At 68.4% G+C, this 13843-nt stretch carries 17 protein-coding genes; 3 read left to right on the top strand and 14 right to left on the bottom strand.

Annotation, left to right across the window (positions count from 1 at the left end; translation table 11 throughout):
- Positions 1-20: 20 nt before the first annotated feature.
- Both ACTWQA_RS53785 and ACTWQA_RS53780 read right to left on the bottom strand, forming a co-directional pair.
- Entirely contained in the window at positions 21-308 is a 288-nt protein-coding gene (locus tag ACTWQA_RS53785; protein WP_443166573.1) for a hypothetical protein, read from the bottom strand.
- A gap of 4 nt (positions 309-312) precedes the next feature.
- Entirely contained in the window at positions 313-576 is a 264-nt protein-coding gene (locus tag ACTWQA_RS53780) for a hypothetical protein (protein WP_443166572.1), read from the bottom strand.
- Positions 577-981: 405 nt separating this feature from the next.
- Here ACTWQA_RS53780 and ACTWQA_RS53775 point away from each other — a divergent pair, with 405 nt between their 5' ends.
- Positions 982-1212, top strand: a complete 231-nt coding sequence (locus ACTWQA_RS53775) for a hypothetical protein (RefSeq protein ID WP_443166571.1) — start codon at positions 982-984, stop codon at positions 1210-1212.
- A 99-nt stretch (positions 1213-1311) separates the two neighbouring features.
- Positions 1312-1596, top strand: a complete 285-nt coding sequence (locus ACTWQA_RS53770; protein ID WP_443166570.1) for a hypothetical protein — start codon at positions 1312-1314, stop codon at positions 1594-1596.
- A gap of 303 nt (positions 1597-1899) precedes the next feature.
- On the opposite strand, the gene ACTWQA_RS53765 is transcribed toward ACTWQA_RS53770, so the two are convergent.
- The 10 genes from ACTWQA_RS53765 to ACTWQA_RS53720 all read right to left on the bottom strand — a co-directional run bounded on the left by ACTWQA_RS53765 (position 1900) and on the right by ACTWQA_RS53720 (position 11048).
- Entirely contained in the window at positions 1900-2040 is a 141-nt protein-coding gene (locus tag ACTWQA_RS53765; protein WP_443166569.1) for a hypothetical protein, read from the bottom strand.
- Positions 2041-2276: 236 nt separating this feature from the next.
- Positions 2277-2729: a hypothetical protein gene (locus ACTWQA_RS53760; protein WP_443166568.1), complete on the bottom strand. Its 453-nt coding sequence runs from the start codon at positions 2727-2729 to the stop codon at positions 2277-2279.
- 289 nt (positions 2730-3018) lie between these two features.
- A complete protein-coding gene (locus ACTWQA_RS53755; RefSeq protein ID WP_443166567.1) occupies positions 3019-4941 on the bottom strand; it encodes a hypothetical protein in 1923 nt (640 codons plus the stop codon).
- A gap of 203 nt (positions 4942-5144) precedes the next feature.
- Positions 5145-5360: a hypothetical protein gene (locus ACTWQA_RS53750; protein WP_443166566.1), complete on the bottom strand. Its 216-nt coding sequence runs from the start codon at positions 5358-5360 to the stop codon at positions 5145-5147.
- 92 nt (positions 5361-5452) lie between these two features.
- On the bottom strand, positions 5453-6373 hold the full coding sequence (locus tag ACTWQA_RS53745) for a hypothetical protein (protein ID WP_443166565.1): 921 nt from the start codon (positions 6371-6373) through the stop codon (positions 5453-5455).
- Between the two features lie 400 nt (positions 6374-6773).
- Complete coding sequence (locus ACTWQA_RS53740; RefSeq protein ID WP_443166564.1) at positions 6774-7019, bottom strand: hypothetical protein; 246 nt, start codon at positions 7017-7019, stop codon at positions 6774-6776.
- Between the two features lie 2 nt (positions 7020-7021).
- Positions 7022-7906, bottom strand: a complete 885-nt coding sequence (locus ACTWQA_RS53735; protein WP_443166563.1) for a hypothetical protein — start codon at positions 7904-7906, stop codon at positions 7022-7024.
- A gap of 122 nt (positions 7907-8028) precedes the next feature.
- Positions 8029-9714, bottom strand: coding sequence for a hypothetical protein (locus ACTWQA_RS53730; RefSeq protein WP_443166562.1), 1686 nt, complete (start codon positions 9712-9714; stop codon positions 8029-8031).
- A 171-nt stretch (positions 9715-9885) separates the two neighbouring features.
- Positions 9886-10260, bottom strand: coding sequence for a hypothetical protein (locus ACTWQA_RS53725; protein WP_443166561.1), 375 nt, complete (start codon positions 10258-10260; stop codon positions 9886-9888).
- Positions 10261-10406: 146 nt separating this feature from the next.
- Entirely contained in the window at positions 10407-11048 is a 642-nt protein-coding gene (locus ACTWQA_RS53720; RefSeq protein WP_443166560.1) for a hypothetical protein, read from the bottom strand.
- A 513-nt stretch (positions 11049-11561) separates the two neighbouring features.
- Here ACTWQA_RS53720 and ACTWQA_RS53715 point away from each other — a divergent pair.
- Positions 11562-11699, top strand: a complete 138-nt coding sequence (locus ACTWQA_RS53715) for a hypothetical protein (protein ID WP_443166559.1) — start codon at positions 11562-11564, stop codon at positions 11697-11699.
- 105 nt (positions 11700-11804) lie between these two features.
- Here ACTWQA_RS53715 and ACTWQA_RS53710 read toward each other — a convergent pair whose 3' ends face one another.
- Together ACTWQA_RS53710 and ACTWQA_RS53705 are read right to left on the bottom strand one after the other, a co-directional pair.
- Entirely contained in the window at positions 11805-12545 is a 741-nt protein-coding gene (locus ACTWQA_RS53710) for a hypothetical protein (protein ID WP_443166558.1), read from the bottom strand.
- 140 nt (positions 12546-12685) lie between these two features.
- Positions 12686-13729 (bottom strand): hypothetical protein, encoded by a 1044-nt coding sequence (locus ACTWQA_RS53705; protein WP_443166557.1) that lies wholly within the window; start codon positions 13727-13729, stop codon positions 12686-12688.
- Positions 13730-13843: the final 114 nt, after the last annotated feature.

Here is a 13843-nt window from a genome sequence, read left to right as displayed (position 1 = left end):
CCCATTCGTCCGCGGGCCGCTCAGGCGATCAGGGACTGGGCGACCAGGTGCCAGTCCACGCCGTCCAGCTGCTCGTCGGTGAGCGCGTCGTGGAGCTGGTGGACGTGCTCGCGGGCGTCCGCGTGCGCCTCGTGGTCGGGGTATTTCCACGGGTGCCGGATGGTGTCGCGCAGCTCCAGCAGGTACAGCCATTGGTCGGTCGACCGGCTGGCGGCGGCGAGGGCGCGTTCGGCGGGAAGCAGCGCCTGCTGGCGGAGGTAGTGGGCCTGGGGGTCCTGCAGCCAGCCGATGACGTACGCGGTGGGCATGGGATCAGCCCTCAATCTGGATCAGGTGATGGTTCTCGCCGCCGGAGCGGACCGCCGCAGCATGGTCCTCGGCGGTAAGCCTATGTACCAGGGGCTGCGGGCTCAGGCTGATCTGCCCGGTGCCGTACATGCGGTCCAGCGCCTCGTCCACGTCGGTCTTGGTCCATGGGGCGAGCTGCTGGCGGACCTCGGTGAGGCTGACCCAGGCGCCTGGCTCGGGATCCAGCGCCGTGCACGCGGCGATGATGGCGTCTTCAAGGTCGCTCATGCCGCTCCTTTCTTCGTTTGGGGACTCACACCAACGTTCCAAAAACGATCCCGAAACACAAGCAAGGCCGTCCATGATTTTCGGGATCGTTTTCGGGAGAACGCTCCGGGGCTGGTCAGCCGCGTCGTCGGGCCGCCGGGGTTACGACTTTGTTGCCCAGCGGCCAAGGGCCTCGGCAGACGCGGTGGGGCAGGACGGCGGCGAGCCCGTCATCGGCGAGGCTGGCTGGCCAGGCCTCCTTCGTCGGTACAGCGGAGCGCCGTTGGCGAGGCCAGACATCCCCCGGCCGGAAGGGGGAGCGTCCGCGCCAGCGCAAACTTCTGCCAAGATTCTCTTCTCCAATTTATTGCGTGGCCACGGATTAAGTGTCATATTCGAGTCAATCGGCGAGAGAGAGGGACAGGCATGAACATCGAGCAGATTCAAGAGATCGTCGACCGGCACGACAACATCAGCAACGGCCAGCGGCGGGAGAGCTGGGACGTCATCGCCGACGACGGCGAGTTCACCATCCACGCCAAGCTCTCCGCAGCGGTGGAGATCGAGAAGCTCGAGGTGCCGATCGAGGCCACGCCCACCCAGGAAGTGCTCGACAGCATCGCGGAGTGGGAGAGGCAGGGCATCGGCACCGACTGACCCGCGACCCATGCCACCGGCCGACGGCGGGCGACCCACCAGGGACGCCCGCCGCTTCGCCTACCCTCACGCTCACGACAGATCAGGAAACGGAGCACCATGACCGAGACCGAGACCGGCCGGGCCCCCTGGCACAAGTTCAACGCCCCCAAGGCCCTGTGGGACGCGTTCGGCCGGGCCTGCGCCTCACAAGGCACCGACAGGGCCAAGGAGCTCAGGGCTCACCTCGTGGCCTACACCCGTGAGCATGGCGACGCCGAGGCGATGGCCCTGCTGGAGCAGGGGCTCGCCGAGATGGCTGAGATCCGGTCCCGCCAGTCACCCGGCCGGCCGCGTGGCAGTAGCAAGGCGGCGCGGGCGCTGCGCGACGGTAACCGGGGCTGACAAGCAGGCAGCGCGTCCTCCACGACGTCGTGACGTCCGCAGCCTCGCCGTACCGGGGAGTCGGCCGCCGCCTAGTGCTCGTCTTCGAAGGCGTGGGTCGCGGCGCACCGCCGCCGGTCAGCCGCGCCGGCTAGCCGCCGGGTCACGGCTTTGCTGCCAGCAGGCCAGGGCCGCGGGGGAGACGCGGGCGTAGCGGGCCAGCGAGGCGACGGAGGTGTGGCCGGAGTAGGCCAGCAGGGTGGAGGTGTTGGCGCAGTCTTCGGCGGCGTGGGCGAGGGCGCTGTGGCGCAGCTGGTGCAGCGTTTAGGGGCCGCCGGGCAGCTGGGCGGTGGCGTCCTCGAACAGCTCGGCGGCACGCCGGTAGGACAGTCGGGCCCGGCCGGAGCCGGGGTCGACGTCGCCGGGCGGCAGCACGACGCGGGCGCGCCGGTCGGTGAGGAACACCGGCCCGCTGCGCCGGCCCTCCAGCAGGCGGGGCAGCAGGCGGGCGGTGGGGGAGTGCGCCAGACGATGACGTCGACCGCGCCGCCCTTGCGCCTGACCTTGGCGCGGCGGTTACGCTGGTCGAGGTCGCCGACGTCGAGGGCGAGGACCTCCTCCACAACCCGGCGCGATGCCTACCTCTGAGCCAGGCCGGATGCATGCGCTCCTCCACCGCAGATCACGCAGATGGGCGGGCCCTAACAGGTGTTGCCGTTACTGGGGTTGTAGGTGAAGTTGCAGATCCTGTTCCCGGCATAGAAGGTGCCATGGTCGGTTACTTCAAGGTAGTAGTAGTTCTGGTACGCCAGCCCATACTTCACCTGCACTGGCTGATCAGCGCACGCCGGCTGGACTGGGTAGGACTCCCACCCAGCGCCGTAGAAGGTGAACGTGGCGACCACTTGAAGCGTGCCCGCGTGCCGCAGGCGCGCGGTCACCTGGTTGCTCCCGCAGGTGTAGGCCCCGACACGGATCCACAGTTCCGAGTTGTGAGGGATGATCGCCCCGGTCTGGCAGGAGTAGACGCTCTGAGAGTCTCCGGTTCGGCAGCCTCTCACGTCGTAGTCGGCCCACGCGGGTTGGACCCCGACGAGGGAGACGAGTAATGCGGTACCGATGATTGCGGCCATCCGCCGCGTGAACCGTTCCATGCGCCTGCGTTCCTTCCGAACGTGGCGTTGGATCAAACCGCCGACAGTGATCTTGGTCGTTTACCCCGCCCTGAAGAGCGTATCGATCATGATGGTATGCCTGGGGGTTTCCGTCTGACAAGGCCTGTCGTGTTGGGTCGGACCGGGATGCCGGGCTGCAGGACACTTCGTTCATCAGAAGCAAACTCCAGGCGTCGGCGGGCTGGCGCTGACCCGTTTACGGATCGGCGCCCTCTACCTTGAGCCGTCAGCGTCTCGTCCGGCGGGGTCGTCCTGGAGCGGCGGTCGCCTACGCGGGCGGGCGTGACGGCACCGCGGAGTCGTGGAGCACATCCCCGGGCGTGGGAGCTCTGTGGATCTTGCCGAGGAGGTCGTTGTCAGTCTTGAAAAAGTCCTGGTGAGCTGCTTCGTGGCTGATGTTCTTCAAGGCGGCTTCCAAGGCGAGCTGTACCTCCCAGGCGCTGAGCTGGCTGGCGAACAAGGCGATGGATCGTACGGCACCGGCGGTCGCGGGGCCGCCGTGGGTGATCGCGTTGCGGGTGCGTACCAGCCGGTCGAGCAGATGGGTCCAGCGGGTGTCGAGCGATGCGCGCCATTTGTTGAAGGCGTCGTGGTTGCCCAGCCGGCTGGCCAGGGTACGCAGGCGACGCTGGGTGTGATGGTGTTCGGGGTAGATGTCCAGGAGCTCGGTCAAGGCGGTTCGGGTGGTGCCGGGAACTAGTCCGATCCAGGGGAAATCGTCAGTGTGCCTCGTCGCGGCGGCTAGCGTCTGGCGTCGCTCGCGAGCTTGGCGGCTCAGGCCTTCGGAAGAGCTGCCCAGGGCGTCGTGGATGGTATTCCGCAGGTGGCCGTGGACGGAGTGCACGATCCAGGCCGGCTTCAGGAACCTGGTCAGGTGTTTGTGCCACGGCCCAGGCCCGATGCGTGAGGAGGCGGTTTCGATCACCCGGACGTCCGCGATCACGCGTGCTAGCGGCGCCTGTTCCTGGGCGGCCTGCCACCAGCGGAGCAGCTCGACCGCGTCGGCCAAGCGGTCGTCGTTCATGGCGGGCGAGCTGTCCTTCTGCTTCCAGAACGTCTCCATCTCGCTGAACACCGCCGATCGGCGTTTGTGGTCCAAATGCTGTTGCACGGCATCGGCGCCGAGCCGGAAGTACCGTTCCGAAGAGCTCCCGTGGCCGATGTGGGTGTGTCCCTCAGCCAGCCGCCAATCACCGTGCCCGATGCCGGCGTGGAACTTTCCGACGGCGACCAGCGCGTCCACGCGATCGCGAGCCACCGCGACCGGATCGGCGTAAAGGCGTGCAGGGAGGAAGACGCGGACGTTGACGAGCCCTTGCCGGTGTGGCATCGCGGCCAGGACTTTCCCGTCCGTCGTGCTCCAATTCTTGGCGTACGAGCTGCACTTGGCCGAGGCGGCCTGCGCATCGTCAGGCACGTATTCACTGGAGAAGAAAGAGATGTCGCCCAGCGCGGCGAACAGGACGGGCATGCTGGCCTTCTCGTAGACCAGCCATACCGCATGCCAGCTTGATGCGGCGGGAAGTGCGAGGAAGCGCTCGCATAAGGCATTCCGCTCACCGATCGTGAGGCCGGCCGCGGCCAGGGGATCTTCATCCTCCTGACCGGCCTCTGCCATTGGGACATCGCCGAGGGCGGACTGCATCGCGGTCACAGACCAGCTGTCATTGGCCAGCACGCCTGTCATGACAGCGATGAACTCGCTGCCGAACTCGAGGGAGTGACCGGCCCGGCGTGCGAGCTCCAGGAACACGTCCCGAATCGGCGCGATGACTTCCGCCGAAGTTCTCTTGTCGTCGATCTTGGACCACAGATCCCGCCACGACGCCTGTAACACCTCATGATCGTCCAGCTTGCCGAGCAACGCGCGCAGCGCGGCTGTGGCTGGCTTCCGATCGCCCGACCAGTCAGCAGCGCGCAACGACGTGAGCGCGCGCTGGACGTCTGCCAACTCCACGCCCAGGATGTCCTTCGTCTGCGTGCCCAGGCCCTGCTGGGCCACGTGATCGTAGTCCTGCACCGCAGAGTAGAACGCCACCGGGTGGAGATCCTTATCGAAGGTGCGGGGATCGGCCAGCCACGCCATGAGTTCCTCTGCGGCCTCGGGGAAGCTCGGCACGGCCGAGTCCGACCAGCGTCCCAGGGGGATGCGCAAAGCCCTGCTCACTTCGCTGGCGGTGGTGGCCGCCACCTCCTCGCCCCATCCGGACATGTGTTTCCCTCCCAAGTAGCGCAGACCCTACTCACGGTGGCAGAACGGGGCGATTCATCGCGATCTATTTAGTGATCTCGCGCGTCAGAGTGTTCGCATTGCGCTCGGAATGCGAACGAGAAACGAGCTTGTCGGCGGCCGTCCCCTTGGGCCCGGCACGACCCTGGTCGGACACGAAATGATCACTGCCTAGATGTCGCGTTCGACCACGGTGCGCGGCGCGCGACGGCTATCAGCGCTGAAGGCCGGTGGAGTCCCAGGTGCGGGCACGATGGCCCGTGTGCGGTGAAGGCCGCGCCGGTCTCGGCGGCCATGATGGGGCGAGCGATGTCGTAGCCGCGGGAGTCGTAGACGTAGATCTCGCGCAGGTCCGCCAGCGGGAGGTAGACAAAGCGCAACGGCACTCCCGGTGTGGTGATGCGTGCCCCCCACCAGCGGATCCTTGAGACCCGCGGAATGCGTAAGGGGCTTCTGCTGTTGCGCATGTTGATCATCCTGTCGGAGTGGGCGCTACCCAGTCGATCACGATGGTGCGGCGCACGCCGGCGTCCAGCAGGGCCTGGCTCTTGTGCTGGCCGTTGATGTAGAAGGTGCGCCGATGCCCGGCAGGGACGGTGAGCTGGATTCCGTCGCCGGGGCAGACGAGGGTGTGCAGGGCGTCCAGTTCCCAGCCGCTGAGGCCTTCAGCCTGAGCGGCATCGCGGACGAAGTCGTGGATGTCGTGGGCGGCCACTCCTGCGTGTTGGGCCTGTCGTACCAGCCGGATCGCGGTGGCGCTGACGCGATGCCAATCTCCGCCGTGGTACCAGCAGCACGGCCGTGCTTGGTGGCGGGGAGCGAGCTGACGGGCGATGCGGCGGGCCCAGCTGATGCCGGTGGGCATGCATGTCTTGGCGCGGAAGGGGTGTGGGCGTGGGAGGCGCATCGTCCAGATCGTGCGGAATCGGGGTTCGTCTTCCGGCTCAGGCGGGCGTGGCACATACCCGTCGCCGCGATCGGGGTCCACCGCGCCGCCCACGAGCCGCGTCAGCTCAGCCTCGGTGATCCGGCCCCACTCGGGGCAGCAGAGCTCGAACGGCCCGGTCAAGGTGAAGGTGACCAGGGCGAAGCGGTTGAACGTGCTGTCGCCAAGAAGCTGGCGCTCGATCCAGATGGGTGGCTCGCTCTCGTCCGGGCAGTGACGGCGCCAGACCTCGGCAGCGTAGGTTTCGGCGGCGTTGACCAGGGAGGTTCCCTCTTGGTCGGTTTGGGTGGCCACTGCGACGGGGTGAACACCAGGGGCGGTGAACAGTTGCAGGCGGAAGGTTGCCGGTGAGTAGCCGGGCCGCTCGACGGTGAACATGTGATCGTCGACGGTCCGCGTGCGTGCGTCGGCGTGCTGCTCCAGGAGGGACTCGATGAGGGATGTCACGGCGTCAGCTCCACATGGGGATCAGTGGTGTCGGTGAACGGAGGCCCACGGACCCCAGCACGCTGGGGACTTCCGTGTGCCGAGCTGCGGGCCAGCACGAGCCGACGGTACGCTCCCGCTCCGACAATCCGTGGCAACGCAGGGTGACCGCCGGCCCTCACTAATGCCTGATCGGTCGCCGCCCGCGACGACCAGCTCACCGCGTCGCTCTCAGTTGTCTGAACACGCACGGGTGACGGCCGTCTAGGTTTAAAGCCCAACTCAAGATTTTCGGGACGGGTTTCGGGACGATCGCTCCTACGGGAACGCGATCAGCGCGCCGGCCAGCGCTGCCGTCCCGCAAACGGGGTCGTTATCGGGACGACCGTTTTCGCAGGTGACGGGCAGGTCCACCACCCTCTCAGTCCCACGAACCCTCGCCGGGGAACAGCATCGCCAGGGTGATCGTGAACGGCTCGCCGGGCGAGACGTCGCGACCGCGGCCGTAGCTGGCGTGGGTGGTCAGGAAGATCCCAATGCAGCCCTGGCAAAAGCGCGCCGGCCGCTTCCCCGGCGGGTTGTACTGCTCCTCCTGGACGTGGAAGTCCGCGTCGCGCTCCCGGCACATCTCGCAGTCGTTGCGAGTGTGGGGGTAGGGCAGCGCCATGCTCAGCGCCCCCCGATCCACACGTTGCAGTGGGCGCACCAGTCGCGCGCGGTGGCCAGGTCCGGGAACACCCGGTAGGGGCCGTAGATCTCCTTGGGCCAGCGCCGTTCGTGCTCGCTGGCGTGCTGGTCCGGGGTCTGGGTTTCGGCGATCGACTTGGCGTGGGCGTCCTGGGCCCGGTAGGTGGCAGCCTTCTGATGCGCGGCGGCGGCGTGCTTCTTCGCGTCCCGCGAGGGGTGCGGGCCCGCCGCGATCCGGTCCCACAGGACGGCCTCCCGCTCGCTGATCTCCGCCATGAGGTGCGGCGGCGGAGAGACAAACTCCTCAAACAGCGCGCCGGTCGACAAGCTCATCAGCTCGACCAGGGGAGTCATCCGGGTCAGCCCACCTGACACCGGACGCTCGTCGACGTCGCGGCCGTCGGCTTGGGCGTGCGCGACGGCCCACTTGTCCAGGTAGGCGGCCGTCTCGTCCGGTGTGGAGGTCCCCGCCGGCATCCGGTTGTAGGTGCGCGTCTCCAGCCCGCCGGTGATCCCGTAGATCTCATCGGTCACGATCGGGCGCTTGACCGCTGCCTCCCACTCCTCTGTGACCTTGCGGAACTTGGTGTGGGCGGACTGCCGGGTGATCTCCAGGGTGTCCCCGATGTCCTCCCACGAGGCGCCGCCGGTCTTCTCCACGATCACCGCCCGGTCCAGCAGTTCCTGGGCCCGCCTGACGAACCGGGCCGCGTCCTCGACCGGACGCGGGTTGTAGTCCGTCCAGACCGCGACGAAGCCCATCAGGAAGTCGGCCAGCTCTTGCGCGGTGGCGGCCAGGGCCAGCTGGGCGAGGGACTGTTCGGTGTACGGGGCGTCCTCGTAGGTCGGCTCGGTCATGTCTTCCATGGACACCTCCCCTCTCGCTGTCAGCGTATGACTGACAGTCGAGAATGTCAGTTAAAAACTGACACCGAATCTTGAGATGCCGGAACCCGGGCCCGCGCGGCGGCGGCCCGGGTTCCGGCATCTCAGGCAGTGCTCCAGGTGATCCACCGGGCGCCGGGGGCGGTGTCGGGGCGGATGCCGTCAGGCGGGGCCTGGCCTGCGCCGTCGCGGGCCTGCTCGACCACGTCGGCGATCCACTCGCCGAAGCCGTCGTACACCTCGCCCCAGCGCTCGGACGCCTCGGTGAGGGACATGCCCTCGGGCAGGTGCACCGGCCCGCCGTTCATTTGGTCGCCGGTGGCGGGGTCCCAGCGGATGCCGTGGCCGGCCAACTGCGCCGCCGCGTGGTCGAGCCAGGCGCCGGTGACTTCGGCGTAGTCCCAGTTCTCTGCTTCGCACAGTGCTGCGTCCGGGCTGCCGTAGGGGCCTTCCAGATCGAACAGGCCGTTTCGGATGAGGTCATCGTCCCAGAGGGGCTCCCCCAGCTCCTCTGCCGTGGTGACGATCCCGGCCTGCGCGGCACGCTCGGCGTCGAGCACGGCGGCCAGGCGTGCGCCGAACCGCACCTCTGCGTCCTGGCGCTCACGCGGCCGGAGCCGGGCGTTCACCCCCACCGCCCCGTCCACCTGCAGCGCCGTGCTGAGCGCCTCCTCCGCAGTCCACAGGCGTTCCCTCAGGCCGGGTCCGGCAGATGCCGGGGCGCCGGCCAGGGCACGCAGGTCGGCGGCGACCGTGCGGGTGCTGTCCACGTTCCAGCGGTAGCCGCTCGCCCCCTGCTGGACGATCTGCTCCAGGATGTCGGCGGCCAGGCGCAGCAGTTCCGGGTCGGGGCACTGCTCGGCGCGGCCCGCTGCGGTGACCTGGTCCTGCACGGCCCGGGTGACCTCCTGGCGGTGGTCGTGCACCATCACCCAATCGGCGCTCGTCATGGCAGGGTCGCCGGCGGCGTTCGCGAACAACGCCACGGCGCGCGCCCAGCGTCGGGCCAACCGGGCGTGCGTCGGCTCGACCGGGTCGGCCAGGCGCGGTGGCATCTCCTCCAGGACCTCCACGAGCGTCACCGCATCGTCCGGGACGAAGCCCATCAGGTCGACGTCCAGGTTCGTCTTCCACGTGGTCGTGTCGATCGGCCAGTCTTTGCTGCCGGTCTGCCACAGGTCCAGCACGCGGCCCGCGCGGTGGTGGGTCGGCTCGGTATACGGGCTCCCCGTGGTCACGTCCCGGGTCAGGCGCACCAGGGCGTGCCGCCACCAATCGCGCTCGGCGATCTCCGGGCTGTGCTCGCCGTTCTCGGCGGCGTGCGCGCCGAACTCCTCGACGTCGGCGGCGGGGGCGAGCTCAGCCGTGGCGGTGACCGACTTGCGGCCGCGCATCACCACGGTGTGCCGGGCGGCGGCGGCCAGGCTCTCCAGCTCTTCGGCGGTCACGCTCCCGCCGGCGGGCGGGCGGGGGAAGGACAGGCGGGTCAGCAGCACCGCGCGCTCCGCCCCGAGGCGCACCGGCCAGACGACGGCCCTCGGGCACGGGATCTTGGCGTACTTCCACGCCCCCGAGATGGCCAGGGCCACCGCCGCCCGGTCCTGCGGGTCAAGGAGGCGGGGCCCGGTCTGGTCGTCCGGGGCGGGGTCGAACTCCAGCGTCACCCGCAGCCACACGGCGGCGGACGGGTCCTGGTCGCGGTCGAGGGCGCGGCGGGCGGCGTTGTACGCCTCGCCCGTGGCGGCCTGGCGGGCGCGGATCTCCTTCTTGCGGGCGCTGTTCTTGGTCACGGTCTGTCCTCTCGGCGAGGGTGCCCACGCCACCCCGCCAGGAGTCGTCACGACCAGCAGCGGAGCGGAGTCTCGTCAGCGCGATCCGGGGGACCTTGTCCTCGTTGCCTCCGCCGCGTGGGGGCGGGAGGCTCGGAAGCGGGCCAGCGCGTCGGCCACTGAGAGGAGAGCCTACGCCGCCGCACCGACGATTTCCGGGGACCGGGGCTTCAGTAGCGGCCCACGCTCACACTCAGATCGTGCCCGGTCGGCAGGAGACCGGCGCTGGCGTACCCGGTACCAGCCGTCGTCGGGCACGGCCAGCACCAGCTCACCGATCTCCGACAGGAACGCTCGGTCGGCCACGACCAGGCGTGCCCGGAGCGGGCCGCCGGCCTCCAGGTCCTCGCCGACCTCCAGCGCGGCGATGCCGTGCGCGGGCAGGGCCGCGCTCCAGTCGATCAGGTCGCGCGCGGGGATGCGGCAGGTGCGCGAGGACCGCGCCGCTGCGCTGACCCAGCACCGCTGACGCCAGTGTCCGGCATCGCGGGTATCGATCCCGGACACCTGGTCCGACTTCATCACACAGTGAAGACCCCGCACCTGCAGGTGCGGGGTCTTCACTGTGCGGGGTCTCGGTGAGCCGCACCGGCGGCTGGTACGGCTCCACCGAGACGGCCTGGGCTTGGGTCATCCCCTGACGTCCTAAGCCCTCACTGCTGCTGTTGCTGCTGCGTCTGCTCGACCGGACACTGAGAGCCGCTGCCCCTGACGACGTTCACCCGGTCGCTCACCTCGTACCCGCCGGGCATCCCCTTCGAGGCCCAGACGGCACCGTCGTCACTGTCCCCAGTGGGCATAGGGTCCACCCGCGCAGGCCCAACCACGGCCGCGATATCGAACAAGTCACCTACGCCACCGTTGAGGGGCACGGTTCGATGGAACTCGTTGGCGCCGATGTTCTGGGCGGGATACGCCCGGAACGTGGTCTCTGTACTCTTCCGCACGGTCACGAAGAGCTGCTGGTCCGCCGAGACCTGATCAAACTCCCCCCGGACCACCAGGCAGGGCTGGGCATGGGTGGGTGAGTCATGCACGGGCTCGGTGATCCACATCTCAGGCTCGGCGACCTCCATGGTGGGCCCGCCTCCCTTGCCTGCGGCGCTGGCCGGGCCATCCCCACCGCTCGGCCACACCAAGAACCACATGAGGATGATCGCGAGGACCCCCACCGATGCAAGGAAAAACAGCAAATGCGCCAGCGGCTTCCAGCGCCGGATCACGCGGGCCCCCACCATGGCGCACATGGCGATCAGAAATCCCGTCACGGTGGTCCAGAAAATTTCGTTATTCACAACGCCCTCCGGCGTGCCTGAGGGGGTCGCCTGGGAGCGCCAGGCGACCCCGGTTGACGGAAAGCAGAGGCGATCGAGTGCTCCGGCGACAGGAATCCTCGACCGCCACGCCCATTCCATAGTTTTTCGCTCATTATACTCAAAGTCGTCAAATCCTACCCGCTGGTAACCCCTATGTGGGCTGGGACTGTACGCAAGATCGCAAGAAATTGCCTACCGGTCGCGATCACTTCGCCGCAATTAGGTAGATATTTTCCCAGACTCACTAAGTTCTTTATTGGCAAACCGGGAGTAAAGTGTCAGTATGGCCGTGATTTAGAGCGGACCATTGCATAGAGTGGAACAGTTCAACGGAGGCGACTCCGGTTGAGGGAAAGAGGCCCGCCGCCCCTGCTCCGGCGAACACAAGAGGATTTCGGGACGGCGGGCCTCCCATGTCAGAAGCCGTGTTCATTTCTGGCTCGCCCACTCTTTGATCAACGGTCAATGATGGCGCCCCGCGGAAGGGGCCCCGTGATCGCGGCCATCCTGCCGCACACCATGCCCAAGGTGCTGTTCAGCGCTGCTGTTGGCATCAAGATCGGTCCGTACAGTCACCCACCAGGCCGGCCGTCGCCGGGCCGGGTCCGCCTGGAAGTCGCCCGCCGTTGAGCTCGCCGATTGGGCCGGTCACCCGCAAGGCCGGTAGAGGCCTCGCTGGCGAGCGAGCTCGCGCACCGGCGTCATCGTGGACCCGGGGTGACGCCTATTGACAACTCACGGACTGTTCGTGCAGGGGTACCACGAGAACTCGCCGTGGATGGAGCGGCTGGAGACGTCCGGGTCCCAGCCGGTGACCGTGCGGCCGGTCAGGTCCTCGATGGTGGCGGCCGCGGCGGCCTTGGCGCCGGCCACGTCGCGGGCCTTGATGTGGCCGACGAAGCCGAACCCCTCCACCTCGATCACGCCGTCCGGGCCCTGCAGGCTCCACTCGCCGTCCTCGCGCCACAGGCACAGGTCGCTGTCGTCCCAGTCCCGCCCCGCTGGCCCGGGGATGGCAACGCCGGCGGAGACGTCTTGCGGGACGTCCTGGACGTCCTGGGGGACGTTCTCGCCGGCGTCGTTGGTGGCGCGCACGGCGGCCTGGCGGTCGCGGGCTGCGGCCTGGACCAGCCGGGCGTGGCGGCGCTGGGCGGCGCGGCGATCGCCGACGCGCAGCACGGGCGCCAGGGCGTCCCAGGTGACGTCGGCGTCGCGGGCGGCCTGGATCAGGTCGGGCTCGACGTCGCCCAGCCAGTTGCGCAGGTCGTGGAGCAGGGTCAGGGCGGCCAGGGCCTCATCGCCGGACGGGCGGGGGCTGTATTCGGAGCGATATGGGCTGGTCATCGTGTGGACGTTGGTGATGTCGCCTGCGTCGTGCACGGCGTAGCCGGGTGGCACGAAGCGCGTGTTCGGGCTCTCCTCCCGCAGGAAGCGGCGGGCGTCGTCGGGGTCGGTCAGGTCGTAGGCGGGGCGCACGGTACGTCCTTCGGAGTCGGCCACGATGTCGTCAGGATGACGACGAATCTGTCATCGCCACGATGACAGATCTCCATGGCGGGTGTTCTACACGTGCGCGCGTCGATGCCTCGCAAAAAAGCCCCCCGGTCCCAGGACACCTAGAAGAACCGTTGCTCGAAGACCGTGCCGTCGTCCCAGACCCCCAGCCGCAGGCCCAGCAGACGCCAGACCGCCTCGCGCGGGTTGCGGCCAACGCCGAACTGCACTCCGTGATAGGAGGCCACCCAGGTCATGCCTTCGGGCACCTTCGCCGCCAGATCGTCGCCCGGTTTGATCTGCGAGACCTGGATCTCCTCCAGGAACACCTCGATGGGCGTGCCGCCGGTCAGGTTGACCCACAGCTCGACCTGGTTGTTGTTCAACGAGCGGCGCGGCCGTCTCGGCTTGGCCGGGCGCGTAGGTGTCCTCATGCAGGTCTTGCACTGCTCCACCTCCGCCTGGCCCAGGTTCTCTACATGGCTTGCCAGGGCGTCGGGAGCGATCGTGACCTGGAGGTTGAAGCCCAGCTTGGCCGGGCCCGGCACGGTCTTCAGCTTGCACGTGACCTTGTGGACGGACGCGGCGACGACCTCACCCGTTCCGACCTTGCGCGTCTCGGTGAAACTGAGCGCGTCGGCACCGGCGTACCCCTCCTGCCGTAACCGCTCTTGTAACGCCTCCAGCTCCAGCAGGGTCGCCGCACTGCGGGTGGAGTCCGCCTGCTGACGCAGTTCGTCCCGCTGGCGCCGCTCCAGTTCCGCCCGCTGCTGGTCGCGCTCAACCTTGGCCTGCGCGTCCGCCTTCTGGCGTGCGACGTACTGCTCATACCTCGTGTGGATCTCCGTCAGGGGCGCCTGAAGGTCGGGGAAGTCTTTCAGCCACGACATGACCTCCTCCAGCGGCCACCGGTGCTGCTGGCATATCGCCTTGAGTTTGTGCGGGTAGCGGCGACCATGGTTGACCACATTCCGCAGGACCGCCCCGCGGTGCGCCAGGACCTGCTGGTGTACCTCCTGTCGCAGGTCTGGCTGTTCTCGCAGCAGTCGCTGCACGGCGGCCCGGGGCAGGACCAGGTCCGTGATCGCCTTCTCCGGGCGTCCATGCGCCCGGATGTGGGCCAGGAACTTCCTCCAGTAGGCCCTCCGCTCCCTGACGGCGGTCATGAGAAGCTCCCCATAGGCGGCCAGATACCGCCCCAGTGATGGCCACGGGATTCCCCACGTGCGGCCAGATACCTCCCCGCTTGATCGCGATCATTCCCGGTCGGCGAGAGTCGA

Origin of the sequence: Nonomuraea sp. 10N515B (assembly GCF_052245915.1) — a bacterium.
Classification (GTDB): domain Bacteria; phylum Actinomycetota; class Actinomycetes; order Streptosporangiales; family Streptosporangiaceae; genus Nonomuraea.
Note: the sequence above shows the minus strand (reverse complement) of the source record. Positions and strands in the feature narration are given on the sequence as shown.